The organism is Streptomyces sp. NPDC005648 (assembly GCF_040605395.1).
In the GTDB taxonomy this organism is placed as follows: Bacteria; Actinomycetota; Actinomycetes; order Streptomycetales; family Streptomycetaceae; genus Streptomyces.
The window spans coordinates 1-24,022 of sequence record NZ_JBEXCS010000123.1; the positions used below are offsets into that span (position 1 = coordinate 1).

The 24,022-nt window shown below is 69.0% G+C and carries 16 protein-coding genes and 4 pseudogenes; 8 read left to right on the forward strand and 12 right to left on the reverse strand.

Translation table 11 applies throughout. The features are described 5' to 3' along the window. From ABZT17_RS40845 to ABZT17_RS40855, 3 genes and pseudogenes are all read left to right on the forward strand, one after another. A pseudogene (locus ABZT17_RS40845) lies at positions 1-386 on the forward strand (RNA-guided endonuclease TnpB family protein); the annotation flags it as partial. A 1,388-nt stretch (positions 387-1,774) separates the two neighbouring features. Continuing rightward, positions 1,775-7,372 carry a type I polyketide synthase gene (locus ABZT17_RS40850; protein ID WP_356357117.1) on the forward strand — a complete coding sequence of 1,866 codons (5,598 nt, stop codon included), beginning with the start codon at positions 1,775-1,777 and terminating at the stop codon, positions 7,370-7,372. Positions 7,373-7,569: 197 nt separating this feature from the next. Beyond that, a complete protein-coding gene (locus ABZT17_RS40855; RefSeq protein WP_356357119.1) occupies positions 7,570-9,285 on the forward strand; it encodes an MDR family MFS transporter in 1,716 nt (571 codons plus the stop codon). Positions 9,286-9,635: 350 nt separating this feature from the next. Here the strand turns inward: ABZT17_RS40855 and ABZT17_RS40860 are convergent, their stop codons facing one another. Both ABZT17_RS40860 and ABZT17_RS40865 read right to left on the reverse strand, forming a co-directional pair. Continuing rightward, positions 9,636-9,938 carry a hypothetical protein gene (locus tag ABZT17_RS40860; protein WP_356357121.1) on the reverse strand — a complete coding sequence of 101 codons (303 nt, stop codon included), beginning with the start codon at positions 9,936-9,938 and terminating at the stop codon, positions 9,636-9,638. After that, a pseudogene (locus ABZT17_RS40865) lies at positions 9,938-10,217 on the reverse strand (TetR-like C-terminal domain-containing protein); the annotation flags it as partial. The pseudogene ABZT17_RS40865 and the gene ABZT17_RS40860, both read right to left, overlap by 1 nt. 116 nt (positions 10,218-10,333) lie before the next feature. On the opposite strand from ABZT17_RS40865, the gene ABZT17_RS40870 reads away from it, so the two are divergent. Continuing rightward, positions 10,334-10,786, forward strand: a complete 453-nt coding sequence (locus tag ABZT17_RS40870; protein WP_356357123.1) for a DUF5707 domain-containing protein — start codon at positions 10,334-10,336, stop codon at positions 10,784-10,786. Positions 10,787-10,875: 89 nt separating this feature from the next. Here ABZT17_RS40870 and ABZT17_RS40875 read toward each other — a convergent pair whose 3' ends face one another. From ABZT17_RS40875 to ABZT17_RS40895, 5 genes and pseudogenes are all read right to left on the reverse strand, one after another. After that, positions 10,876-12,414, reverse strand: coding sequence for a cytosine permease (locus ABZT17_RS40875; RefSeq protein WP_356357125.1), 1,539 nt, complete (start codon positions 12,412-12,414; stop codon positions 10,876-10,878). Continuing rightward, the gene (locus tag ABZT17_RS40880) at positions 12,411-13,037 is read right to left on the reverse strand and encodes an ISAs1 family transposase (RefSeq protein WP_356357128.1); all 627 of its coding nucleotides are present in this window, start codon (positions 13,035-13,037) and stop codon (positions 12,411-12,413) included. Before ABZT17_RS40880 ends, ABZT17_RS40875 begins: the two co-directional genes overlap by 4 nt. Before the next feature lie 53 nt (positions 13,038-13,090). After that, a pseudogene (locus ABZT17_RS40885) lies at positions 13,091-13,411 on the reverse strand (transposase family protein); the annotation flags it as partial. Positions 13,412-13,739: 328 nt separating this feature from the next. Continuing rightward, positions 13,740-14,408 (reverse strand): hypothetical protein, encoded by a 669-nt coding sequence (locus ABZT17_RS40890; RefSeq protein ID WP_356357130.1) that lies wholly within the window; start codon positions 14,406-14,408, stop codon positions 13,740-13,742. A 91-nt stretch (positions 14,409-14,499) separates the two neighbouring features. Then, positions 14,500-15,774 carry an IS701 family transposase gene (locus ABZT17_RS40895; protein WP_356357132.1) on the reverse strand — a complete coding sequence of 425 codons (1,275 nt, stop codon included), beginning with the start codon at positions 15,772-15,774 and terminating at the stop codon, positions 14,500-14,502. A 93-nt stretch (positions 15,775-15,867) separates the two neighbouring features. Between ABZT17_RS40895 and ABZT17_RS40900 the strand changes: the two genes are divergently transcribed. Continuing rightward, positions 15,868-16,727 (forward strand): IS5 family transposase gene (locus ABZT17_RS40900; RefSeq protein ID WP_356357134.1). Its coding sequence is split into 2 segments (ribosomal slippage): positions 15,868-16,210 and positions 16,210-16,727, totalling 861 coding nucleotides; the frame shifts between segments, so codons are not numbered across the junction. 18 nt (positions 16,728-16,745) lie between these two features. Here ABZT17_RS40900 and ABZT17_RS40905 read toward each other — a convergent pair. Next, positions 16,746-17,207 carry a hypothetical protein gene (locus tag ABZT17_RS40905; protein ID WP_356357136.1) on the reverse strand — a complete coding sequence of 154 codons (462 nt, stop codon included), beginning with the start codon at positions 17,205-17,207 and terminating at the stop codon, positions 16,746-16,748. A gap of 401 nt (positions 17,208-17,608) precedes the next feature. After that, positions 17,609-18,082 carry a radical SAM protein gene (locus tag ABZT17_RS40910; protein ID WP_356357138.1) on the reverse strand — a complete coding sequence of 158 codons (474 nt, stop codon included), beginning with the start codon at positions 18,080-18,082 and terminating at the stop codon, positions 17,609-17,611. A 65-nt stretch (positions 18,083-18,147) separates the two neighbouring features. Between ABZT17_RS40910 and ABZT17_RS40915 the strand changes: the two genes are divergently transcribed. Then, positions 18,148-19,071: a hypothetical protein gene (locus tag ABZT17_RS40915; RefSeq protein ID WP_356357140.1), complete on the forward strand. Its 924-nt coding sequence runs from the start codon at positions 18,148-18,150 to the stop codon at positions 19,069-19,071. Between the two features lie 31 nt (positions 19,072-19,102). On the opposite strand, the gene ABZT17_RS40920 is transcribed toward ABZT17_RS40915, so the two are convergent. The 3 genes from ABZT17_RS40920 to ABZT17_RS40930 all read right to left on the reverse strand — a co-directional run bounded on the left by ABZT17_RS40920 (position 19,103) and on the right by ABZT17_RS40930 (position 22,152). Continuing rightward, complete coding sequence (locus ABZT17_RS40920; RefSeq protein WP_356357142.1) at positions 19,103-19,480, reverse strand: hypothetical protein; 378 nt, start codon at positions 19,478-19,480, stop codon at positions 19,103-19,105. Between the two features lie 1,055 nt (positions 19,481-20,535). Beyond that, positions 20,536-21,612: a ferritin-like protein gene (locus ABZT17_RS40925; RefSeq protein ID WP_356357144.1), complete on the reverse strand. Its 1,077-nt coding sequence runs from the start codon at positions 21,610-21,612 to the stop codon at positions 20,536-20,538. 39 nt (positions 21,613-21,651) lie between these two features. Further along, the gene (locus ABZT17_RS40930; protein WP_356357146.1) at positions 21,652-22,152 is read right to left on the reverse strand and encodes a hypothetical protein; all 501 of its coding nucleotides are present in this window, start codon (positions 22,150-22,152) and stop codon (positions 21,652-21,654) included. 193 nt (positions 22,153-22,345) lie between these two features. Between ABZT17_RS40930 and ABZT17_RS40935 the strand changes: the two genes are divergently transcribed. Both ABZT17_RS40935 and ABZT17_RS40940 read left to right on the forward strand, forming a co-directional pair. Further along, entirely contained in the window at positions 22,346-22,510 is a 165-nt protein-coding gene (locus tag ABZT17_RS40935) for a hypothetical protein (protein WP_356357148.1), read from the forward strand. A 210-nt stretch (positions 22,511-22,720) separates the two neighbouring features. Next, positions 22,721-23,897: pseudogene (locus ABZT17_RS40940) on the forward strand (IS701 family transposase). Positions 23,898-24,022 lie beyond the last annotated feature (125 nt).

Sequence of the window (24,022 nt, forward strand, 5' to 3'; positions counted from 1 at the left end):
CCGCAACCTGCTGAAGAACGGGCGCCTGGCGCGCGCCATCTCGGATGCGGCCTGGACGGACCTGCGCATGATGCTGGAGTACAAGTGCGCCTGGTTACGGGCGCGACCTCGTCGTGATCGACCGCTTCTTCCCCAGCTCCAAGCTGTGCGGAAGCTGCGGCACGGTCGCGGCGAAGCTGCCGCTGAACGTCCGCGCGTGGACATGCGAGCACTGCGGCGTGGTGCACGACCGGGACGTGAACGCGGCACGCAACATCCTGGCCGCCGGGCTGGCGGCTGCAGCCTGTGGAGACGGTGTAAGACCTCAACGGGAGTCCTCCCGGACGGGGCAGTCGTCGGTGAAGCAGGAAACCCAGCGGGCGACCGCTGGAATCCCCCGCCTTTAGGCGGGGGAAGAAGTCAACTGTCTGCACCTGCTGCGTCGGCCCCCGGGTGGCAGCGCCGCGCCCGCGTGACGGGAGTGTGGCTGCGGCGCCTGGGGACTACTGCGCGCCGGTTCCCTGATCGACGAAAAGCCCGGCCCTGGTGGCCACGAGCGTGCCGTTGGCCGCGGGATCCTGTGGCGCAGCAATGACCTTCTCACTGTTGCACAGCAGCTGGACTCTTCCCCGCCCGCGGGGTGACCGTCCCCGTGGCGCTCAGCGAAGCCTCGTTGTAGCCCCTACCTCGAGGCGTGGCCATGTTGGGGCCGCCGGTGACCCTGCAATTCCCCTTGTCGGCGTAGGTACCAGGGCTTCACCACGTTGTCAGCCCAACTGCCGGATCCATCAGCCAGGTTGGAAAGGGCTCAGTCGCGTCTCCCGACGCGGAAAGCACCCCGCGACGCGGCCAAGATCACGATGCCGGTGGCCGTTCCGCTGCCCGCAGGCACCCCACCCACCACGCTGACGAGCAACGACGCGCTACCCCTCACGAACTACAGCTGCCGTGTTTGTGCTGCGCCTCGGCTGCGATTGACGCAAGGACCACCGCGCCTACGTGCGGCTCGCCGAGATCAGTCAGGTGATGATATCGGGTGGGTCCTATCAAAGCTTTAGGGCCAATCTCCATCACTCCTTCCGGTTGGCGCGGATCGGTTATCACGCGGTAGTCGAGCGGATCGTGAAATAGAAGGGCGCGTCCGGTATGGGTGTTCCACAGGACATCGTGGACGCCTTCCACGAGGCCCGCTTCGTTGGAAACAACGCGGCGCACGACGCTCTCGCTTATTCACCCGAAGAGATTGCAGTCCCAGCCTACGTCCAGCCCGCACAGCGGGCGGAGTTGTCCCCTGGCCGCCGGCCGCACGGCCCCTGACCACCAGCCGTACGACACACCCGCCGCCGGAGTCACGGACCGTGTGCTCAAGCCACCGCACCCCGGTACGGCCCTGCTGTTGCAGTGCTCGGGTACGGCATCCGAGGCTCATCCGCACCTGGTCCCGAACAACCCTCCCCGCCGGCGTCGGTATAAGTAGGTGAACAATGCTCACACTCCAAAGGTGTGGAGAGTTTCACACCAGGAGCGAATGAAAATCCGCAGCCCACAGGGTGAAATCCGCCGAGTTCGCATTCTCTCCATAAAAGTGGAGACGCTCGTGGCAATTCTGTCGCCGTGAGTCACGCTCTCGACACGTCAGCGCCATATGGGTTTAACTCGACACCGGAGGCGCCCGCCCCTTAAGGTCGGCCCTGTAAATCAGTTGATTTAACTTACTGGGCGGTCAACTCGCGCGCCCCGGCCACATCGGCGTGGAATCCATCACCCCTTGGGCCGCCTCATTTTTGGAAAAAGAATGACGATTGATTTCAGTGGTTTCTCCGATTTCACCCCGGAAGCCCAGCGCACCGCGCTGCTGGACCTGCTGAAAACGCGGGTGTCCGCGGTCACCGGGGGTGGGCAGGTCGACGTTCGGGCACCATGGCGGCGTCTGGGCGTCTACCGGGAGGTCGCGCAGCGGCTGAGGGACCTGCTGACGGAGGCGACCGGGCTGCGGCTGCCGGCCACCGTACTGTTCGACTACCCGACGCCCGAGGCGCTCGCGGAGCATCTACGCGACGAGCTCGCCGGAGGCAGGCAGCGGGTGTTGGAGGCCGACGTGCGGCCGGCCGACCCGGGGTCGGCGGACGACCCCGTGGTCATAGTCGGCCTCGCTTGCCGGTTGCCCGGTGGCGTCGACTCCCCGGAAGCACTGTGGCGGCTGGTCGAGGAGGGCCGGGACGTCATCGGCGGTCTGCCCACGGACCGGGGATGGGACCTGGACGCCCTGTACGACCCCGACCCCGGGCAACCCGGTACCGCGTACACCCGCCAGGGCGGATACCTGGACGACGTGGGCGCGTTCGACGCCGCCTTCTTCGGGATCGGCCCGCGTGAGGCGACCGCGCTGGACCCGCAGCAGCGGCTGATGCTGGAGATCTCCTGGGAGGCGATGGAACGCTCCGGCATCGACCCGCACGGCCTGCGCGGCAGCCGAACGGGTGTGTTCACCGGGGTCTCCCTCCAGGACTACGGCCCCGCCTGGCACGAGGCACCGGAGGAGGCTCAGGGCCAGATGCTCACCGGCAACGCGCTGGGGGTCGTCTCCGGCCGCGTCGCCTACACCTTCGGATTCGAGGGACCGGCCCTGACCGTCGACACCCAGTGCTCGTCCTCGCTGGTGGCCCTGCACGTGGCGGCGCAGTCGCTGCGCACCGGGGAGTGCGACCTGGCGCTCGCCGGCGGTGTCACCGTCATGTCGACACCGGGCATGCTGCTGGAGTTCAGCCGCAAACGCGGACTGGCACCCGACGGCCGCTGCAAGGCGTTCTCGGCGGACGCCGACGGGACCGGCTGGGCCGAGGGCGCGGCCGTGATGCTGCTGGAGCGGCTGTCGGCGGCACGGCGGGCCGGCCACCGGGTACTGGCGGTGCTGCGGGCCACCGGCACCAACCAGGACGGCGCCAGCAACGGACTGACCGCGCCCAACGGGCCCGCCCAGCAGCGGCTGATCCGGCAGACCCTGGCCGGCGCCGGTCTGCGGGCCGCGGACGTGGACGCCGTGGAGGCGCACGGGACCGGCACCCCGCTCGGCGATCCGATCGAGGCGACCGCGCTGATCGCCACGTACGGCCAGGACCGCCCCGCCGAGCAGCCCTTCCACCTGGGCTCGCTCAAGTCCAACATCGGGCACGCCCAGGCGGCCGCGGGAGCGGCCGGTGTGATCAAGATGGTCATGGCCCTGCACCGAGGAGTGCTGCCGCGCACCCTGCACCTGGGTCGGCCCTCGCCGCATGTCGACTGGTCCGCGGGTGCCGTGCGGCTGCTGCGCGAGCCGGTGCCGTGGCCGCGCACCGGCCGGCCGCGCCGCGCCGCAGTGTCCGCCTTCGGCGTGAGCGGCACCAACGCGCACGTCATCATCGAGGAGCCGCCCGGCCCGGAGCCCGCGGCCACGATGTCCGCGCTGCCCGTTGTCCTGTCGGCCCGCACCGAGACGGCCCTACGCGAGCAGGCCGGACGGCTCGCCTCGGAGCTGTCGCGACGGCCCGAACTGAGCCTGCGCGACGTCGCGTTCACCCTCGGCGCCCGAACCCGCTTCGAGCACCGCGCCGTCGCCCTCGCGAACGACCGCGACGAACTCGCCGCTTCCTGGGAGGCGTTGAGCGAGGGGCGGACCGCTCCCGGCCTGGTGCACGGAGTCCTGGCGCCGGAGGTCGCGGACGGGCGGCTCGCCGTGCTCTTCACCGGCCAGGGCGGCCAACGGCACGGCATGGGGAAGGAGTTGTACACCAGGTACCCGGTCTTCGCCCAGGCGCTGGACGAGGTGTGCGCCCGCATGGACGCCCATCTGCGGCAACCGCTCAAGCAGGTGATGTTCGCCCCGGAAGGTTCGCCCGACGCGGCGCTGCTGAACGAGACCGCCTACACACAGCCCGCGCTGTTCGCGTACGAGAGCGCCCTGTTCCGTCTCGTCGAGTCCTGGGGCGTGGTACCGCACGTGCTGATCGGGCACTCGGTGGGCGAACTGACGGCCGCGCACCTGGCGGGGGTGTGGTCGCTCGACGATGCCTGCGCGCTGGTCGTGGCGCGCGGACGGCTGATGCAGTCCTGCCGGGCGGGAGGAGCGATGGCGGCGGTGCAGGCCGCCGAGCCGGAGGTGCTGGCGTCACTGGAGGCGTACGGGGACCGGGTGGTCGTCGCCACCGTCAACGGACCGACGGCGACCGTCGTGGCCGGAGACGCGGACGCCGTCGACGAGGTCGTCGCCTCGTGGCGCGAACAGGGCCGCAGGACCAAGAAGCTGACGGTCAGCCACGCCTTCCACTCGCCGCACATGGACGACATGCTCGACGCCTTCCACGACATCCTCGCCCGGATCGAGCCGCGGCCCGCCCGGCTGCCCGTGGTCTCCAACCTCACCGGGCTCCTGGCCACGCCCGAGCAGCTCGCCTCGCCCGGCTACTGGGTACGGCACGTCCGCGAGGCCGTGCGCTTCGCCGACGGCATACGCTGCCTGCACGAGCAGGGAGTGACCGCCTACCTCGAACTCGGCCCCGACGCGGTCCTGTCCGCCCTGGGACCGGGCTGCCTGCCCGAACCCTCCGGCCGGGCCGCCCCCGTCTTCGTCGCCGCGACCCGCGCCGGGCGCCCCGCGGAGGCCACCTTGCTGACAGGCCTTGCAGAACTGCACGTCCGTGGCGTGGACATCGACTTCCGCGCACTCCACGACGGGGGCCGGCAGGTCGAGCTGCCCACCTACCCCTTCCAGCGCAAGCACCACTGGCTGGAGCCCGTCGCCCGTGAGCACAGGCCCGCACCGGCCGCGTCGGACCCCGCCGACTGGCGCTACCAAGTCGAATGGCGCCCGGTGACACCCCCACCCACCGCTGAACCACCGTCGTTGTCCGGCACCTGGCTGCTGCTCGTTCCGCCGACAGGCGTCGACGAGACCCTCCTCACCCGCATCGCCTGGGTGATCGAACGGCTCGGCGGTCGCGCCGTACCGGCCCGGTTCGACACGCAGGACACCGACCGCCGGCTGATGGCGGAACTGGTGGACAAGTGGGCGGCGGACACGGGCGGCGAGGTCGGCGGAGTGCTCTCGCTGCTCGGCCTGGACAGTACGGCCGACGCCGTCCACCCCGCGATCACCAGCGGCCTCGCCCTGACCTGTGTGCTTGCCCAGGGGCTGGCCGATCTGGGGCTGGAGGTCCCGCTGTGGTGCGCCACCCGTGGCGCGGTGGCCGTGGCCGAAGGCGAGCACGTCACCGACCCGGGACAGCGCCTGGTGTGGGGGCTGGGCCGCACCCTGGCGCTGGAACGGCCGCGCGGCTGGGGCGGACTGATCGACCTGCCCGCCGAGCTGGACGACGACGGCCTGCTCTGGCTCGGCGCCGCCTTGTCCGGAACGGACGGCGAGGACCAACTGGCCGTGCGCCGGACCGGATTGTTCGCCCGCCGGCTGGTCAGCGCCACCGGCGGACCGGAGAGCGACCGGCGCCCGCGCGGCACCGTCCTGGTCACCGGCGGCACGGGCGCGCTCGGCGCGCAGGCCGCTCGCTGGCTGGCCGCTCATGGTGCCCAGCGCCTGGTGCTGACCAGCCGCCGTGGCCCGCAGGCACCGGGAGCGGACCAGCTGGCGGCCGAACTGGAAGGCCTCGGGGCCCAGGTCTCGATCGAGGCGTGCGACATGGCCGAGCGCGAACAGGTCGGCCGGCTCCTCGCGTCGATACCCCCGGGCGAGCTGACCACGGTGGTGCACGCGGCCGGGGTGGGTGGCCCGCTCGCGCCGCTGACGGACCTCGACCTGGCCGAGTTCGCCGATGTCGTGGCGGCCAAGATGGCAGGAGCCGCGCACCTGGACGAGTTCCTCGGCGACACCCCGCTGGACGCGTTCGTCCTGTTCTCGTCCATATCCGCCACCTGGGGCAGCCTCGGTCAGACCGCCTACAGCGCGGGCAACGCGTTCCTGGACGCCCTGGCCGAACACCGCAGGGCCAGGGGACTGGCCGCCACCTCGGTGGCCTGGGGACCGTGGGCTGAGGCCGGCATGGGAGCCGAACCCGGCCTGCGGGCCTTCCTCGCCCGGCGCGGGCTGCCGCCGATGGCGCCCGCCGAAGCCGTCGGGGAACTCTGGCGGGCCGTCCGCGCGGGCCAGACCACGCTGACGGTCGCGGACATCGACTGGGACCGCTTCCTGCCCCCGTTCACGGCCACGCGGACCAACCGGTTCTTCGACGAGATACGACGCCCGGCGCGAGTGTCGCCGTCCACGCCGCAGCAGGCGGACCACCCCTCCGCCCCGCTCCTCACCGACTCGCTCCTGACGGTCCGCAGCGAGGCCGCCGCGGTACTCGGGCACACCTCGCCCGACGAGATCGACCCGGCCCGCCGGTTCCTGGAGCTCGGCTTCGACTCACTCGCCTCCGTGGAACTGCGCCGCCGCCTGGTCGCCGCGACCGGGCTGACCCTGGCCACGCCCGTGGTCTTCGACCATCCGACCCCCACCGAACTCGCCCGTCACCTGGACGAGTTGGCAGCGGCCCGGCAGTCCGCCGACGCGGCCTCCGGCCCTGGTACGCAGGGCTTCGGGGTGCGCGACCTCTACCGGCGAGCCTGCGAGATGGGCAAGTTCACCGAAGGGATACGCCTCCTGCAGGCGGCGGCGAAACTACGGCCGCTCTTCGGCGACCCCGCGCGGTTCGGCCGCGCACAGGAGCTCGTCCGGCTGGCCACCGGTCCCCGGCATCCCGCCCTGGTGTGCCTGCCGTCCATGGTGGCGCCCTCCGGGCCGCACAACTTCGCCCGCCTCGCCCTGCATCTGCACGGCCGGCACGACGTGTACGCGCTGCCGCTGCCGGGCTTCGGCGACGACGAGCCGCTCCCGGCGACGAGCGACCTGGTCATCGACATGCATGCCGAGGCCGTGGCCCGTGAGTTCGGGGACACACCTTTCGCCCTCGCCGGCTACTCCTCCGGCGGCTGGCTGGCCCACGCCGTCGCGGCCCGGCTGGAGGCGCACGGTCTCGCGCCCCGCGGCATCGTGCTGCTCGACACCTGGTTCCCCAAGGACGACATCCCCCAGGACCAGATCCAGGAACAGTTGCAGGGCATCGCCGTCAACGACCACGCCTACGCCCTGATGACGGAGGCTCAGGTCACCGCTCAGGGAGCGTACTTGGAGTTGTTCGACGGCTGGGAGCCACGTCCCGTCGAGGCGCCGGTCGTCCTCGTACGGGCTGCCGAGCGCATGCCGCAGCGCGAGGGCTCGGCGGCGGAGGCACCGCGCGGCTGGAGCACCGAGTGGGACTTCGAGCACGAGACCCTCGACGCCGCGGGCAACCACCAGACGATGATGAACGAGCACGCGGCATCCACGGCCGCGGCCGTCAGCGACTGGCTGCTGCAACGGTGACCACGCGGCTGCCGCCGCAGGCACGGGCGGGGAGCGCGATCGTCCCCGGACCTCATGGTCGGCCCCGTGCCCCGGCCGGCCCGATGCACCCGTGCCGGCACGAGGTGCCGGCACAGGGCGTGACCCGCTTCGCCGTAGCGGTCCCCGCTCGCGTCCTCCGCCACCTCGTAGCCCACCCCACCCCGTCAGGAAGCGCGTTGAACGAATCGACCTCGGTCGCAGCCGCCGAGTACCAGGAACTGCCCGCCGTCCCGGCCCGCTTCGGTCTGGTCTTCGCCGCCCTGATGGCCGCGATGCTGCTGGCCTCCCTCGACCAGATGATCGTCAGCACCGCACTGCCGACCATCGTCGGCGAACTGCGCGGTGTGAAACACATGGGATGGGTCACCACCGCGTACATCCTCGCGGCCACCGTCGCCATGCCCGTCTACGGCCGCATCGGCGACCTGGTCGGCCGCAAGGAGCTCTTCCTCGGCGGCATCAGCGCCTTCCTCCTCGGATCCGTGATCGCGGGGGCGGCGCGGGACATGAACGTGCTGATCGTCGGGCGGGGCATACAAGGGCTGGGCGGAGGCGGGCTGATGATCACCTCGCAGGCGATCGTCGCCGACCTCGTACCGCCGCGTCAGCGGGCTCGGTACCTGGCTCCGATGGGCGCCGTCTTCGGCCTGTCCTGCGTGGCCGGGCCCCTGCTCGGCGGCTGGTTCACCGACGGCGCCGGCTGGCGCTGGGCCTTCTGGATCAACCTGCCCGTGGGTGCCGTGGCACTCGCCGTCAGCGCCGTCGCGCTGCGCCTGCCGCGCCGGGGAGCCCGGGTCGCCTTCGACCACCGCGGTTTCGTGCTCATGGCCACCGCGGTGACCTGCACCGTGCTGGTGGCCGAATGGGGCGGCACGGACTATTCCTGGTCCGACCCGCACATCCTGCTGACGGCCTCCGGCGGCCTGCTGGCCTGGGTACTGTTCTTCCGGTCCCAGCGCCGCGTAGAGGGCTCCCGGCGCCGTACGCCGCAACCGCTCGTCCCCCTGTGGCTGTTCCGCAGCCGGATCTTCGACATCGCCACTCTGATCGGCCTTCTCGTGGTCGGGATCGGCATGTTCGCGATCGTCGGATACCTGCCGACATACCTCCAGATGGTCTACGGCGTCAGCGCCACCGAGTCCGGGTTGTTGCTGCTCCCGATGGTCTTCGGCATGTTCGCCACCGCAGGACCGTCCGCGCGGGCGATGAGCACGACCGGACGCTACAAGATCTTCCCGATCGTCGGCACGGTTCTCGTCGGCGTCGCCGCGTCGTCGATGTCCACCATGGACACCACGACCTCGCTCGTCCTGGTCTGCCTCTACGTTCTTGTGCTGGGCGCGGGTCTCGGCCTGGTGATGCAGCCCGTGGTGCTGGCCGTGCAGAACGACTTTCCCGTGTCCGAGGTGGGCACCGCGACCTCGGCGAACAACTTCTTCCGCGAGATCGGCGCCACACTGGGCACCGCGGCCGTCGGCGCGGTGTTCACCCACCGCCTCACCGACCGGCTGGGCGCGCGGTTCGGCAACGTCACCGGCAACTCCGACGACATCGGCTCGCTGACCCCGGCCCTCGTTCGCGCCCTGCCCAAACCTGTCCACGACGAGGTGGTGCTGGCCTACCAGCAGGCCCTGACCCCGGTGTTCGCCTACCTCCTGCCCCTGTTCGCGGTCGCTCTCGCGCTCGCCTTCGCTCTCCCGGAGAAGGAGCTCTCCGACGGCGGCGAAGACCTCTCCACCGTGCCGGCCCGAGGCCGGCCTCCCGTCCGTCCCCCGTCCGACCACCACCGAGTTGCTCCGCCGGTTCCGCGATCCGAGCGCTGGTTTCGTCGCGTCGGTCCACAGACCGACGTACCTGGAGGTGGCGCGCCGCGGTATCCAGGAAGAGGCTGATCCGCCCTCGGACGAGCCCGTCACCATGCTGGCGGACCGCGCTGCGGCACCGTCGCGAAGTTCCAGTCCAGATCCGAGCCGAAGAGTCGCGGGAAGAGGATCGGCACCTGAACTTCGCGGCGGGTCTCCGGAGTCCCCGTACCGGCCTCGATCAGGAGCACCCGCGCCGTGCCGTCCGCGCCGAGCCGGCCCCGACGATCACATGGTCCCACCCGCTCACTTCGCGACCGCCCTTCGGGCGTGGGCGCCCGCACCCGTGGTCCTGGTCGCGGTCGCGGTCACACCCCAGGTGGTGCTCCTGCCCCAGAGGTTCTCGGCCATGACACCTGCGATGCGCGGGAGGGCCGGCCTCAGCGTCCGGCGGACACGCCGTCGTTCCCGGCGGGGGCCGGTACTCGGGCGTCCGCTGCGGCCGCGGCCTCGCGGCTTCGCAGAACGTGGCGGAGCGGGGCCAGACCGGCCAGGAGTACGACCAGACCGCACACGCCGTTCCAGCCGAAGGCGGAGTGGGCGCGGACACCGAGCCACGAACCGGCGCTGCCGCCCAGGAAGGCGCAGGTCCTGTACGCGGTGTTGATCCGGGCCCGGGCCTCCGGTCGCAGGGTGCGTGGCCCGTCGTGGGCGCACTCGACGCTTCGGGAACGCCGCCGCATCAGAGCCTCTTACCAGCAAGGCGTGGTCGGTTCGCCGGCGCTCCCACCAGGCCGTGGAACTCGGCGGCGAAGAGCTGCGCAGGGTCGATTCCCATACCGGTGAACTGGCCGGCGAGTTCCAGGGACAGGACGCCGTGCAGCCGGGTCCAGAAGGTCCGGGCCCGAGGGAGGGCCGCGGGCGGGGCGGGGTGGCCGTCCGCCCGGTCCCGGTGGTCTTTCGAGGTGCGCGTCGAACGGCGTCGCCGGTCCGTCCAGCCCGATCGCCCAGGCCGAGTTGAGTGTCCGTACTCAGGTCCGGGATGCCCGCGTGTTGCGAGCATCGGTGCACCGGCGCGAACGAGAGTGTCGGGTGTCCTCAGCCGAGATCGTTCGAGCCAGTTGCGGAGAAATTCGACATGTCCCGTCGTATCGCCCTGTCCGTCACCGCCGGTGCCCTCGTTCTCGCGGGTGCCGGGGCCTTCGCTCTCGCCCATGCCGGGGACCAGGCTCCCGCCCTTGCGGACAACACCGCCCGCTACACCGCCCCGGAGGCCGCCCGGGACGGCTCGTTCAGTTTCTTCACCGAGGTCACGGCGCCCTCCGGCGTCAAGAGCGTCAAGGTGCTGGCCTGGCCGGAGAAGTCCGGGCTCGCCGCGAAGCAGCCGACCGCCGCGGAGATGACCGCGGCGGAGCCGGCCCGTTGCAAGGCTGCCGGTGCCGGCACCGTGCGATGCGCGTACACGGCTGCCGTGAGCGTCGGCGATGCCGCTTCGTCCCCGCGCGGTACCTGGCATGTCGCCGTGCTCGCCACCGCCGAGGACGGCACCACCACGCTGGACGACAAGGCCGCCGACTTCACCGTCGGCTGACAGCGCCGCCCGCTGCACGGCGAGTAGGGCACTCGACCGGCATCAGCCCAGGTCAGGCGCCCCACTCAAGCTGCTCGAAGAAGCTGACCTTATGCCTCTGCCGCCTCTGCTGCCTCTGCCGCCTCCGGCGCGTCCGTCGCCGCCGTCCTCGCGGTGAGGGGGCTCCTGCCCCCGCTGAACGCGAAGTAGAGCACCCCGGCGACGACGACTCCGATGAACCAGGAGTACGGGCCCAGCGTCGCCCCGTATCCGGACGGTCCGTAGACCGGCAGGATGCTGGAGAAGACGGCGCCCACCACACCGGCGGCGAACGCCCGTATGCTCCAGCCGCCCTGGAAGCGGAACTCCCCGTTTTCGTCGTACAGAGCGGGCACGTTCAGCTGTGTCTTCCGGATGAGGTAGTAGTCGACGACGATCACACCGAAGATGGGGCCCATCGTCGAGCCGATGGCGTTGACGAAGCTGGGTGCGTTGTCCCAGGGGTGCAGCGGGTAGAGCAGCAGCGCGATGACGGCGGCGATGAAGCCGCCCCTGCGGAAGTTCACGTGCTTCGGGGCCACGTTGGCGAAGTCGAAGGCGGGACTGACGAAGTTGGCGACGACGTTGATACCGAGGGTCGCCACCGCAAAGGTCAGGGCGGCGAGCAGGACGAGGAACGCGCTGTCGAACCTGGCGGAGATCTTGGCCGGCTCGAGGATGACCTCGCCGTACACCTTGCTGGCGGCGGCCGTGGTGACCGCGGCGACGAGGGAGAAGAGGATCAGGTTGACGGGCAGGCCCCAGAGGTTGCCCTTCTTCAGGGCCTTCATGTCCGGGGTGAAGCGGGCGAAGTCACCGAAGTTGAGGAACAGGGCGGCGAAGTAGGTGACCCAGGTGGCGGCTATCGCAGCGATCGCGGCGAACGAGCCCGGGCTGACGTCGAGCCCGGTGGCGCTCTTGGCGAGCGTGGCGAGGTCGCCGCTCGGCATGTCGACGGAGAAGGACAGGGCCCCGGCCTTCACGGACAGCGCGATCGCGAGGATCAGCATCATCAGCCAGACCGCCGGGCCGGCGAAGTCCTGGAAACGGCGGACCGTTTCCATGCCCTTGCTGATGATGAGCAGCTGGGCGGCCCACACACCGAGGTAGCACAGCACTTCGAGGCCGCTGTGGCCGAAGAGGTGAGTGGTCTCGTGCAGATGCTTGGGTCCGTCGTAGCGGACGAGGAAGGCCACGATGGCGCCGGCGGCGGCGCTGGTCTGGGCGCCGTACCAGAAGGTGGCGACCACGGCCCGTACGAGAGCCGGGACGTTGGCGCCGAAGGTGCCGAACGAGGCCCGGGCGAGGACCGGGTAGGGGACACCGGTCTTGACGCCCGCCCTGCCGATGAGGGTCATCAGCCAGTAGATGACCAGCGAGCCCACACCGATGCCGATGAGGAACTTGAGGGTGTTGCCCGCGACGAGGAACAGGCTGGCGGCCAGGAAGTAGCCGTACAGACTGTGCACGTCCGAGGTCCAGACGTTGAAGATGCTGAAGGCGCCCCACTTGCGCTCGGTGGCGGGGGCGAGGTCCGCGTTGTACAGACGGGGGGAGTACCCGGGCGGGGTGGCGGTTCTGTCCGCTTCAGCGCTGTCCGTGACCGTCATGTCCTGCTCCTTCTTGCTGTACCCCGTCCCCTCCCGGCGCCGCGCCGGACGGTTGTTGCGGCAGCTAACGGCCCGGACGTTGCACCGGCATGTCCGGCATGTACCGGCCCCGTCAACGGAAAGTCTCTTCCATTCCAGGATCGAGTCGCCGGTTGTCCCCGTTGCGGCGGCGAGGTGTTCACGGTGGCCACTTTGATGCGCCGGATCTCGCAGGGGCCGTGGTCTACATTCCGGGTGCGCCCCTGAAGCGGGATGCGCTTCCAGGGAAGGGATTTCATCTGCTTGCGCAGCTTCTTCTGGTTGCCCTTGACGATCACGATGTAGTGGGCGCCGCGGCCGAGCAGACAGTCGGCATGCTCGCGCTGGGTGTGCAGCGCGTCGCTGGTGACCACGGTGCCGGCCAGGTCGGCGCCGGTCTCCAGCAGCGGCTGGAAGCACGTGATCTCATTCGTCTTCTCCCGCACGTCCAGCTGGGCCAGGACCAGGCCGGTGGAGTGGTCCAGGGCGGCGAGCAGTGGATCTTCCTGCCCCTGGTCCTGGCCGCTCCACGCAGACTCTTGCCGTCCACGGCCAGAGCTCGCCGACCGCCGCTCGCGGTGCGGGAACGGCGGTCGGCGAGCCATCGGCCCACGGCTTGGTCCAGGGCATCGCCATCGACCCTCGCCAGCAGTCGGCGAACCGCCGATTCCGCAGGCAGGAGCCGCTCAGGAAGCAGAGGATCGGGTGGCGCGCCGACAGCTTGTGCCACCTGCGGCGGGGCGTCGGCGATCCACTCGCCGACTGCCGGCAGCGACCTCGCCCCGGCCAGTACCGCGCACGCGGTGAGCGCGAGCACGACGACCAGGGCGTGCCATACTCCGCGCGGATCACGCGGGTCGGGTACTTCGGCCAGCCGTTCCAGCAGACCCGGCACGTCTGCGGGTTCGGCCCGTGGGTGGCCGCGGAGTTGGTCAAGGGCAAGCGGGATCGGCGATGATGCGTCGGCAGTTCGCGCCACAGGCGGCGGGGGCCGCCCTGGTGAACGGTTGGGCCGTCGAGGAACCCCGATGTCTCGGCGCGGGCCCAGGAGCCATCAGCGTGCAGCATCCACACTGTCCGCGTACCGCCTTCCTCCGCCTTGCGGTAGTCGATCCCCGGTGTGGAGAGTTCGAGCGTCGACCACACGGCCCACGCGTCCGGCGGATACAGAAGCGGGTACCGGCTGGCTGTTACCTCGTCGCCGTCCGCGCCCCGGATCTTCTCCCACAGGTCGTCTGTGGGCTGGGCCGGGTAGTCGTCGCCGTGGCGGGTGCTCATGAAACCTGCCCCGTCGTACTCGACGCGGCCTACCGCGCCGCCGTCGTCGGTCTTGTCCGCGGTGACGATGAGCCCGGTTCCGGCGATCGTGGTGACCAGGCGCCCGCCCGGGCGCAGGGCCGCCAGCCAGGAGGCCGGGACGGGCCGCACGGACACGGTGGACACGATCCGTCGTACTCGCCGGGGAGCGGGCCGGTGATGTCGCAGACGGCCAGGTGCGGGCGCAGCCCGAGTGCTTGCAGCCGTTGACGGGCCGTCGTCACCAGGTGCGCGTCTACGTCCACGCTGGTCACCAGCTCGGCACCGAGGCGCCGGCAGGCGAGCGCGGTCCCGTATCCGGTGCCGGTCGTCACCAGGACGTGCGAGTTGTCGGTGATCATCGCGTGCCGGTACATCGTGACGACCAGGCCCGGCAGGGTGCTGGACGAGGTGGGGCGTCCCTCCGTCACTGTTTCGGGCTCGGCGTGGTCGGCGTGCAGTGGCCCCACCTGGGTCACAAGGGCGCGGTCCGTGTATGCGGCGCGCGCCCACGCTTCGGGGTCGCTTTCGCCGTCCCGTAGCGCCCACCGGCCGCCCTCGTTGTCCCACCAGCGCGGCACGAGCAGATGCCGGGGTGTGGTGGCAAGGGGTTCGTACCAGCGCGACTCAGGGCGGACCGTATCGGCCGCCAGGCGCCGCGCGTGTGTCTCCCAGTCCATGGGGTCAGTCTCCTAGTAGTGCTTCGTTAGGTTCTGGTTCTGTTTGCGGTGAGGGGGCGGCCGCAGGTGCTGCAGGTGCCTGTCCAGCACCTCAGCAGGTCTTGGAGGGCGTCGAGGGTCTGGTAGAGGCTCGGGCCGGTGCCTCGACTTTTGGGTCGAGCCTGCGGAGGGTGAGGAATGCCTGGGCGGCGGTGACGAGGGTGACGTGGTGGTGCCAGCCGCGCCAGGTGCGACCTTCGAAGTGGTCAAGTCCCAGGCCGTGTTTGAGCTCGCGGTAGTCATGTTCGACCCGCCAGCGCATCTTCGCCCACCGCACCAGGTCAGGGGTCGGTGTGGTGGGCGGCAGGTTCGATATCCAGTAGTTGGCCGGCGCGTCCTGGCCGTGCGGCCATTCGACCAGGACCGTCTGGACGGGCAGGACGCCGTCCCACCGGCTGCGCCCCCCGCCCGATTCCTGAGCGGCGGCCAGAGCCTGTTTGCCCGCAGGCCGCACCGTCAGCACCGCGAACCGCGAGGTCATCACGCCCTTGCTGCCCTGCCGCCAGGTCACCTCGCAGAATCGCTCCGCGCTCGCTTCCGCGGCCAGGGTCGACACAGCTCGCGGCGGGAGGCGGTAGCGGGGAAGGGTGGGCGGCCCGAGTCCGCCGTAATCGGGCTGGTGCGGCTCGGCTTCCTCCGGATGCGCGACTTCCTTGCCTTGCAGGGCAAGGATGTAGGACAGCCCTCGCTCCTGGAGGCCGAGCCTGAACGGTGTGCTGACGCCGTAGCCGGCGTCGGCCACGATGACCGGTGTGGTCAGCTGCCACTGGGCGAGTGTGTCCAGCAGGCTGAGCGCGAGACGCCACTTCTCCTGGTGCACCACGTCCTGGGGGACGCCTGCCCTGCGGCAGCGATCGGGCTCGTCGGTCCACTCCCGCGGCAGATACAACTGCCACTCCAGCGGGCACGAGGCGCTGTCGGTGGCGGCATGGACACTGACCGCGACCTGGCAGTTCGCCCGCTTGCCGACCGCACCGCAGTACTGGCGGGCCACCCCGACCGACGCCTTGCCGCACTTGGGGAACGACACGTCGTCGATCACCCACACCTCGGGCCTGACCACTTGGGACAGCCGCTCGGCGATCCGCCGCCTGACCGGCAGCGGATCCCACGGCGACTGGTTCACGAACTGCTGCAGGGCCTGCATGTTCCCGTCCGGCAGCCGTGCGGCCATCGGCTGGATCGACTTGCGACGGCCATCCAGCATCAGCCCCCGCAGATAGCACTCACCCTTGGCCCGCTGATCCGTACGCGGCACCGAGGCGAACACATCCGCCACGAACAACCCCAACGCGGCCCGTAATCGGTTCACTTCATGCCTGTCCACACCCTCAACATGCTCTTGATCAGCACAAACGTATAGACCTAACGAAGCACTACTAGAGCGTGTCTCTTTGATCGGTTGGTCAGTTGATCGGACGTGTCCGTCCGATTAGTGATCACTGATGCGATGTGGGACCGGATCGAACCGCTGATGCCGCCCGATCCAGTGCGTGGTCGGCGGTGGGCTGATCACTGCCGAACCCTGGAGGCCATCGCATGGAAGTACCGCACCTGCTCACCCTGGCGCGATCTGCCCGACGAACTCGGCTCGTTCCAGACCGCCCATAAACGCCTGATCAGGTGGGCCGTGGACGCCACCTGGGGACGCATCCTTGCCGCGGTCCTGGCAGAGGCCGAAGCTGCTGACGACATCGGCTGGACCGTCTCGGTGGACTCCACCGTCTGCCGAGCCCACCAGCACGCCGCCGGAGCCAGGAAAAAGGGGCTCCAGGCCGGACCGAACCCGACGACCATGCCCTCGGACGCTCCCGCGGCGGCCTGAGCACGAAAGTCCACCTCGCCAGCGACAGCCATGCACGCCCCCTCGCCCTTTACGTCACCGCAGGCCAGGCTGGCGACGCCCCAGCCTTCGAGACCGTCATGCCCGCCATCCGTGTCCAGCGAAGCGGGCCAGGAAGACCGAGGACCCGACCCGATGCCGTCCTGGCAGACCGCGCGTACTCATCCCGCGCGATCCGGAATCACCTCCGCCGACGTGGAATCCGCACTGTCATCCCTCAGCCGTCCGACCAGATCGGCCACCGCCTACGACGAGGCCGCCGCGGCGGTCGCCCACCGGCTTTCGACGCCGCGGCGTATCGGCTACGCAACGCCGCCGAGCGATGCATCAACCGGCTGAAGCAGTGGCGCGGCCTGGCTATGCGAACGGACAAGCTCGCCATCGCCTACCAGGCCGCTCTCCACTTCGCCGCCATCCTCATGTGGGCACGGCGATGACGACGAAGCGACGACGATTCAGTCGTAGAAGAAGGGCTCAAGGTCCTCAACGGATCCCGGCCCGGTGAGGAACCCTTCGGCCCTCGCGATCTCGTCGTCTGGTGGCAGCTCACCCTTCAGGAGCTGCCGCATCCAGTTTTCTCCCTGCTCGGCGACCGCGTAGATGCCAGACAGCAGCTCGGTCATGCCAGCCGGGCTGGGTGGGATTTGTCCGGCGACTGGTTGGAGTACCCATCCGCCTGATCGGGCCGCGAGCCGCAGTACCCCGGCCCAGTTCGCAATCCTCCCGATGCGTACGTGCCACGAGTCCTCGGTGAACGGGGCCATCCGTTCGCCTTGGAGAGGGTTTGTGGCGGCGCCGATGTCCCTGATGACTTGCCGTTCCACGGCGTCGCGGACCCAGCGCCCCTCCTGCGCTTCCTCAATGGCGGCCTCCCACCACTTCCACGCGCCGGCGAGTCGGTCCGCGAATGTATCCATCTGGACAGACTTACATGCGTGATGCCGCAGGCATCAAGGAGACGCCGATCAGCGGATCGCCCCATCAAGGAGACAGGCTCTAGTCGTACGCGGGGTCGCAGGCTTCGGTGTTGGCCGGGTCGCCGTCGTTGGAGTCGGCCGGGGTGCGCGCGCCTGCCGGGTTGGCTCCGGGCGAGGCATACAAGAATCCTCGTCGGGAGTGCAGCCGCGCCGGGTGCGGGGCGGGACCATCGCCGCGACCTGCGCCGACCGCTCGCCGGCGAACACGGCCGCCAATCCTTCAACGCGCGCGTTGCCCGCCGGGAGGAACCGGCCGAGCACGCACGGGGTGACCTGGCCGTCCGGAATGACCGCGGCCCGGCCGCGGGTGCAGTTTCCGCATAGCTCCGACACGGACGGGATCAGCGCCTTCGCGGCGTTGCCGACACCGCGGACCCGGTCGGTGTCGATGACGCGCACGCCGAGCGATTCGAGGTCGGCGCGCGCCTGGTCGACGCGCTGGCCCCCTGCACGGCGACGATGCCCACCTGTACGTGGATCCCCCGCCGCAGCGCCTCGATGATGTTCGCACGGGTCGCGGCGTGTGAGCCCGTACGGCCCGTCACCCGCTCGTGGTCGGCCGCCTCGTCGCTGTAGTACGAGGTCGCCAAGCTCACGCGCGGGTGCTCGAACAGCTCCCACAGTCGCAGCGGCACCCGGTAGAGGTTGCTGTAGACCTGGACGCCGAGCCTCACGGCAAGGGCGTGCTGGAGGAGTTCGGCGAAGTCGGGGCGCTGGGTGGCCTCCCCGCCGATGAACTGGACCTTTTCGACGCCGAGCGCGGCGGCGTCGCTGTCTCCATCCTGTACGGCGTCGGCTTCGAGATGAACCGTCACGGTCTGCGCACTGCCGTCGCGTCGGTATCAGCGACCTTGACCTGCGCCGCCTGATCGAGACCGCCGTGGGGCGCACCGTCGAGTATCGGACCACCGTCGCCGCCGCCTTCAGCACTGGCATCAACGGGCTCAACCAGACTCTGCTCCACAACCTCGTCGACGTCAGCAAACTCGAACGACTCGTCATCTACGACTGCTTGTACGCGCAGAGCAGCGGGGACACCGCCGCCGCACTGACCCTCGCCAAGAGCCGGGCCGGCCTGAAACTCAAAATCGTCGTGTACGAGTGCACCACCGGAGGCAACTCGCTCACTACGGGGAACGAATTGTCGGTGGCGGTGAAGAATCCCGGGCTGATCCCCTCTGCAGGGATCGTCAATCTCTTCTATGTGCCCGCCTACACCGCACTCATCACCTTTCGCTCACTGGAAGGCGGCATCGCGGACGGCGTGCTCACGCTCTCCTCCGGTACTCCCCTTGAGAGCGCCTTCAACGCGATGAAGGGCATCACGCCAGCCCGTGGAGCAGTCGTGAGCAGCGCCGCCACCTGGCGGCACGTCTTTGGCTCCGGCCCACCAGCCGGGAAGGTGCCTTTCGAGACCTGGGCAAGCGACAAGACCAACCTGCCAGTGATCAGCGGCTTCCTGAAATTTCTGCGTTCGAAGTCCAAGGCCGACACCGTACGAGAACTGATCTGGGGAAACCAACTGCCCGGCTGGCCCGGTGGCGACGGCGAAGAGAATCATGATCTTCTTCTACCGGACTTCGGATGGGAGTATCTGCCGGGCCTGACCGGCGACAGGGTAGCAGCGTCGATGCAGCCGCTGCCGACTGGGTATCGCAACCTGACGTTTGTTCACAGGGTGCGCCAAGGCTACTTCGCTCACGCGACGCCTCCCCGCTCTACCGCAGTCTGCGCCAGGGGAACCGTCAGCACATCTGCTGTCCTCCTCGGACTGTCCGCCACGGAATCGCAGATTTTCGCATGACCAGGGCAGGGTTGTGATCTCCCCGTCCAATTCAGGCCACGGGGATCGCTGTGAAGCGATTACGGAGCTCGACGTTGGGATGCGCTTCGATCACATAATCGCCGGCCCTTTGATCGTTGGACAGGAACAGGAAGCGTCCGTAGCTGGGGTTGAGAAACATGAAGATTCCGGGTTCCGGTTCCAGCGGAATGAAGCTGTTGCGGGGCTTATCCCGATAGGGGTGCCCTTCAACGATGTTGTCTCCTGCCTCTTCATCATTGGAGACGAAGAGGTAGAAGCCAGTTGCAGGGTTGTAGAGGCGAACGCCGCCGCCGCCGTCGCTCTGCGCCTCGAACCGGTTGCGATACTCGCCGGCCGGGGGGGTGGGCTTCCACGACCTTGTCCGGGCCCTCCATGTCGTTGGAAACAAAGAGGAACTGCCCGTTGTGTTGGTCGCTGTGGAGCAGGATCTGTGCTGGAGCCATCGGGAGAGGCATGGTTACGACTCTTTCTCATGGGGGGTGAAAGGATGGGTGGGATGGGCTCTCGACCGGGGAAGGGCTGTAAACGTGGCCAGGAGCGACGCGAGAGTCAGCGGTCCGCTCTGTCCAGCGCCGAAATCGATGGTTGGGCCAGAGAGGCCGCACTGTTGGAGGCCCTGCTCAGGGGGTGCTGTCCCGTCTGAAGCGCCGCCCGAGCGAGGTCATCACTCGCGGACTGTGTTGTCAGGAAGCCTCGTTCGGCACGACGTCGCGGCTCTAATCGCTGAGGATGCCTAGACGACAACGGTGAGGCCCGAGGCTCACCCTTCGGTGAGTTTGGAAGGTGCAGCGTTCAACGCCCCGCGAACGCCCCTTCAGCATCGCTTTGCCTCTTCATCCATTACGTCACCACGAGGCATATTCCGCAACAGCACCGCCCGTATGGGTGGTGCCGGATGGTAGAGGTCACGTCCTCGGGGCCGCTCACCGATCTCGTTTTGGGGCGGGTGCGGTGAGTGCGTGGGCAGCCGCGTCTCGGCGGTCGCTGACGAGCGCTCCAGTGAACGTCCTCGGAGTCCGGGACCAGGCTGATACGCACACTCAAGCCATGGGTAGCCAGACTCCACCAGTCTCCTCTGGACGGTCCGCTCTCAGCTCCGGAGCCATCCTCCCGCCGCCCGGCCACGACCCTCCCTTCGGAGATTCGCAACCCACGCCGCGTGGCCCTGGTCGGGCTCTTCGTCGGTGTACTGATCGGCGTTGTGGACTTCGCGCACCAAGCTGTTCCGGCGGCGACCGTCACCCAGACGGTCGCCGCCTCGCGTGGAGCGAAAGCGGTGCGACCTCGTCGGGCGCGCCACCGTCGGCAGTCAAGCAGTTGGACCTGCACGCAGGCCCGGAAGGACTCCCGAACTACGGGGCACGACGCCGGTGCTGCTGGACAGTCAGTTCTCCAGCGGCACCGACTCCAACAGACCCGGAGCAGATTCCCAGCGGAGGTCGATCAGGCTGGGATGTACAGGAACTCGGGTCCGTACGTCTGCCCGCTCCCGTCCGGCAGTTCGTGCTGCATCAGTGCCCGCGCAGCGGGCCCCATTTTCCTCATCCTGCTTACAGCTTCGCCGAGAGGGTCTTCCGCTTCCGGCTGATCGGCCGTCTGCCATGTCGTCTCCAGCCATCGCAGCAGTTCGCTGTAGAGCTGGTTGAACTTTGTAAGGCGGTCCTGCACCTGTGTGTCAGGGAGGTATGTCGGCTCCTGCGCCCAGCCTCCCCTGGGTACGGTCCCCATCCGGTAGACGTCAGGCATCACGATGGGGTCGCCCTCGTAGGCCCATCCCTCGGGAGCCGTCGGTACCTCTACCAGTTTCTTGCCCTGCAGGATCTGGCGGAACTCGTAGTAGTGGGCGAGCTCGCCCTCCCTGCCGAAGTAGCGGTTCCTCGGAGAGGTGTGGCTTCCCTCTCCCTGCTCCATGATGACCTCGATGGCGTCGTCCACGGCCTTGGGTGTGGAGAGCGGGATGAGGCTGTTTCCCAGCCCGTATGCCTCCTCCATATCCTTCTCGACCTGGCGGTGGCCTTTGATCAGGTCGGCGTTCTGTGTGAACGCTTGCCGGATGGCGCGGTAGAAGGCCCCGATCGACTCGCCGGGTTCCTCAAATTCGGCGACGGGGTCCTCGGGCCGTTCGATCTGGCAGTACATGTCGAGGGAAGCGGGAGTCAGACCGCTGAGGGACACGCGGACTTGAGGGCGTACACCCCCGGGTAGGTTTCCCGGGTACTTGGGAACGAGATCGGCGTGGGCGATGCGAGGGGATCCGCCGATGGTGGTGAGCATGTTGCACACGAGCCCCATGTGCGACATCTCGTCCATGACGACCGCCTTGATGGCGTCGTAGACGGCCTCGTCCCCCGCCGGGTCTTTGATCGACCACAGACCGCACAGATACGGTGGGAGGGTTGCGAGCTCCAGCATGACCGCCTGCTGCAAGGCGTCTTGCAGCCACTTTCCGTCGCGCTGCGGTTCGGGTTGGCCCATCAAGGCGACGATCGCCTTGCTCTCGTAGGCAAGAGCTTGAGTCACGGGACACTCCTTCTCGTCACGGTCGTGCAGTGGGGCGCTTCAGTGCAGTTGCTGGACACCCATCGCGTCACGGACGAAGACGGAACGGGTATCCGCGGCTCGGTAGCGCTCCTTGAGAGTGAACGCAGCCGGCGTACCCGCCACAGGGGCGTCCGGCTGCTCCACGTACAGGACATAGGTCTTCGCTGTGTCCGTCTCGCTGTCGAGCTGCAGCCACCCTTGACAGCCCGCAGAAGGAAAGGCGCCGGTTGCCGTGATGGTCACTGTGGTGGCTGTCTGGTTGAACGTGTACGTCGCCGTGCCGAGTTCGAGCCGCTTGCGGACACCGTCCTTCCAGCGTGTGAAGAGCTCGATCCATTCTTCTGGCCACGGTCCGCCGTGGGTAACCGGTGGCATGCCGTTGTTCAGGCGGTCGAGGATGTCGTCGGCCTGGCTGACGACGGTGTCGTAGTCCCAGAGGTCGAGATCGGAAATCATGTGGGCGCGGTCGGTAGCGCGGAACATAGGCCGGATATGCAGCTCGTAGACGGGTGTGCGCACGCTAGCCGTACCTCCATCGGGACACTTCCTGCGTTTCCCGGCCGAAGGTAGAGGAGGCGGGCGGCGTATACGCGCCATCAGCCCGAATGTGGGCGCGCCGCCAGTCCGCGTGTCCGTGTGGTCCGGGGAGATGCTGACAGGTCGGAATACACCGGCACAGCCCGCAGTCGCAGCGCGATAGACCGAACTCGGCTTGAACAGCCGCACCGTGGCCAAGTACGCACGCGCTGCCTGCTGGCAGGAGTGCATACGGCGCACTCCGCCCCGCCGGTCCATGAGCCTCGACCCGTATCTGGAGTATCTGAGACAGCGGTGGGAAGAAGGCGAGCACACCGCGACCGTGCTGCACCAGGAGTAGTCCAGCAGTACTTCGTGGCTTGAGCTGGGGAAACGTCGAGCGGTGGGAGTGTAGCGGGCAGGAAGCCGTCACGGACGGCTTCTGCCCGCACGCCCCTCGAAGGAGTGCCCACGACGGCAAGTCGCCCCGAGCCCTGGGAAGCCTCGGGTCGTGATCACCGAACAGGCAGGCGAGACCTGGGACCGCGACCGGGACCACCTCCTCACCACCATCGGGCACCACTTCGGCCGCGTCGAGCCACACCGCCGCATGCGGGACTACATTCGCTCACTGCTCGCCCAGGCGGCCCGCAAGAACAGCCGTCAACTTGCCGAACAGACCGGCCACGCCATCCCTGACGGCCTGCAGCACCCGTTCTCCCGAGCCCGCTGGAACCCCGATGACATCCGCGACGACCTGCAGACCTACGTCGCCGAACACCGCGGCCACCCCGACGGGGTACTGATCATCGACGACACCGGGTTCCTGAAGAAGGGCACTACCTCCGCCGGCGTCCAAAGGCAGTACTCCGGCACCGCCGGCCGCACCGAGAACTGCCAGATCGGCGTCTTCGCCGCCGACGCCAGCACCGCCGGCCGCGCCCTGGTGGATCGCGAGCTCTACCTGCCCAAGTCCTGGACCGACGACCGCGACCGCTGCCGGTCGGCCAAGATCCCCGAGCGTCGGGAGTTCGCGAACAAGAACACCCTCGCGGCGATGATCGTCCGCAGGGCGCTGGCCTCGCCGCTGCCGGTCGCCTGGGTCACCGCGGACGCCGCTTATGGGCAGACAACCGCTTCAGCCGGATGCTGGAAACATGCGGCGTCGGTTACGTCCTGGCCGTCCCCAGGTCCCAGTTCTCCTGGGCCGGTCCACGCATCGACAGGGCCTTCGAGCAGGCCCCCGACCAGGCATGGGAACGCCGTTCCTGCGGCGCGGGCGCGAAGGGGCAGCGCCAGTACGACTGGGCGGCCGTCCAGTTGCGCCCAGTGGCCGAGTACGACCACCAGGACGGCGTGTTGATCCGTCGGCGGTGGGCGCTGGCACGGCGCAGCTTGACCCGGCCGGACGAGATCGCCTACCACCTCGGCTACGCACCGCTGGATGTCGCAGTGGACGAACTGGTGCGCGTCGCCGGCGCCCGGTGGGCGATCGAGGAGCGTTTCCAGGCCGCGAAGAACGAGTGCGGCCTGGACGAGTACGAAGTCCGCCGCTACGTCGGCTGGTACCGGCGCATCACTCTGGCATGCTCGCCCACACCTTCCTCGCGGCGATGAGCGCGCGTGCAGCCGAAAAGGGGGATCCGTCGGTGAGGATGCCGTGGTCATCGAGTTCACCGTGGCGGAAGTGCGGCGACTCCTGGCAGCTCACACACCCCGAGACCTTCACACCCTCACTCACGCGTTGAGCTGGTCGCACTGGCGCCGACGACGCCAGGCGGTTGCCCGCCACTACCGCCCCGTCGCCCGGCCGTCGGCGGCGCGCTCGGCGCCCTCGTGGTCCCCGAGCCGCTCCAGACCGGCCGAATTCACC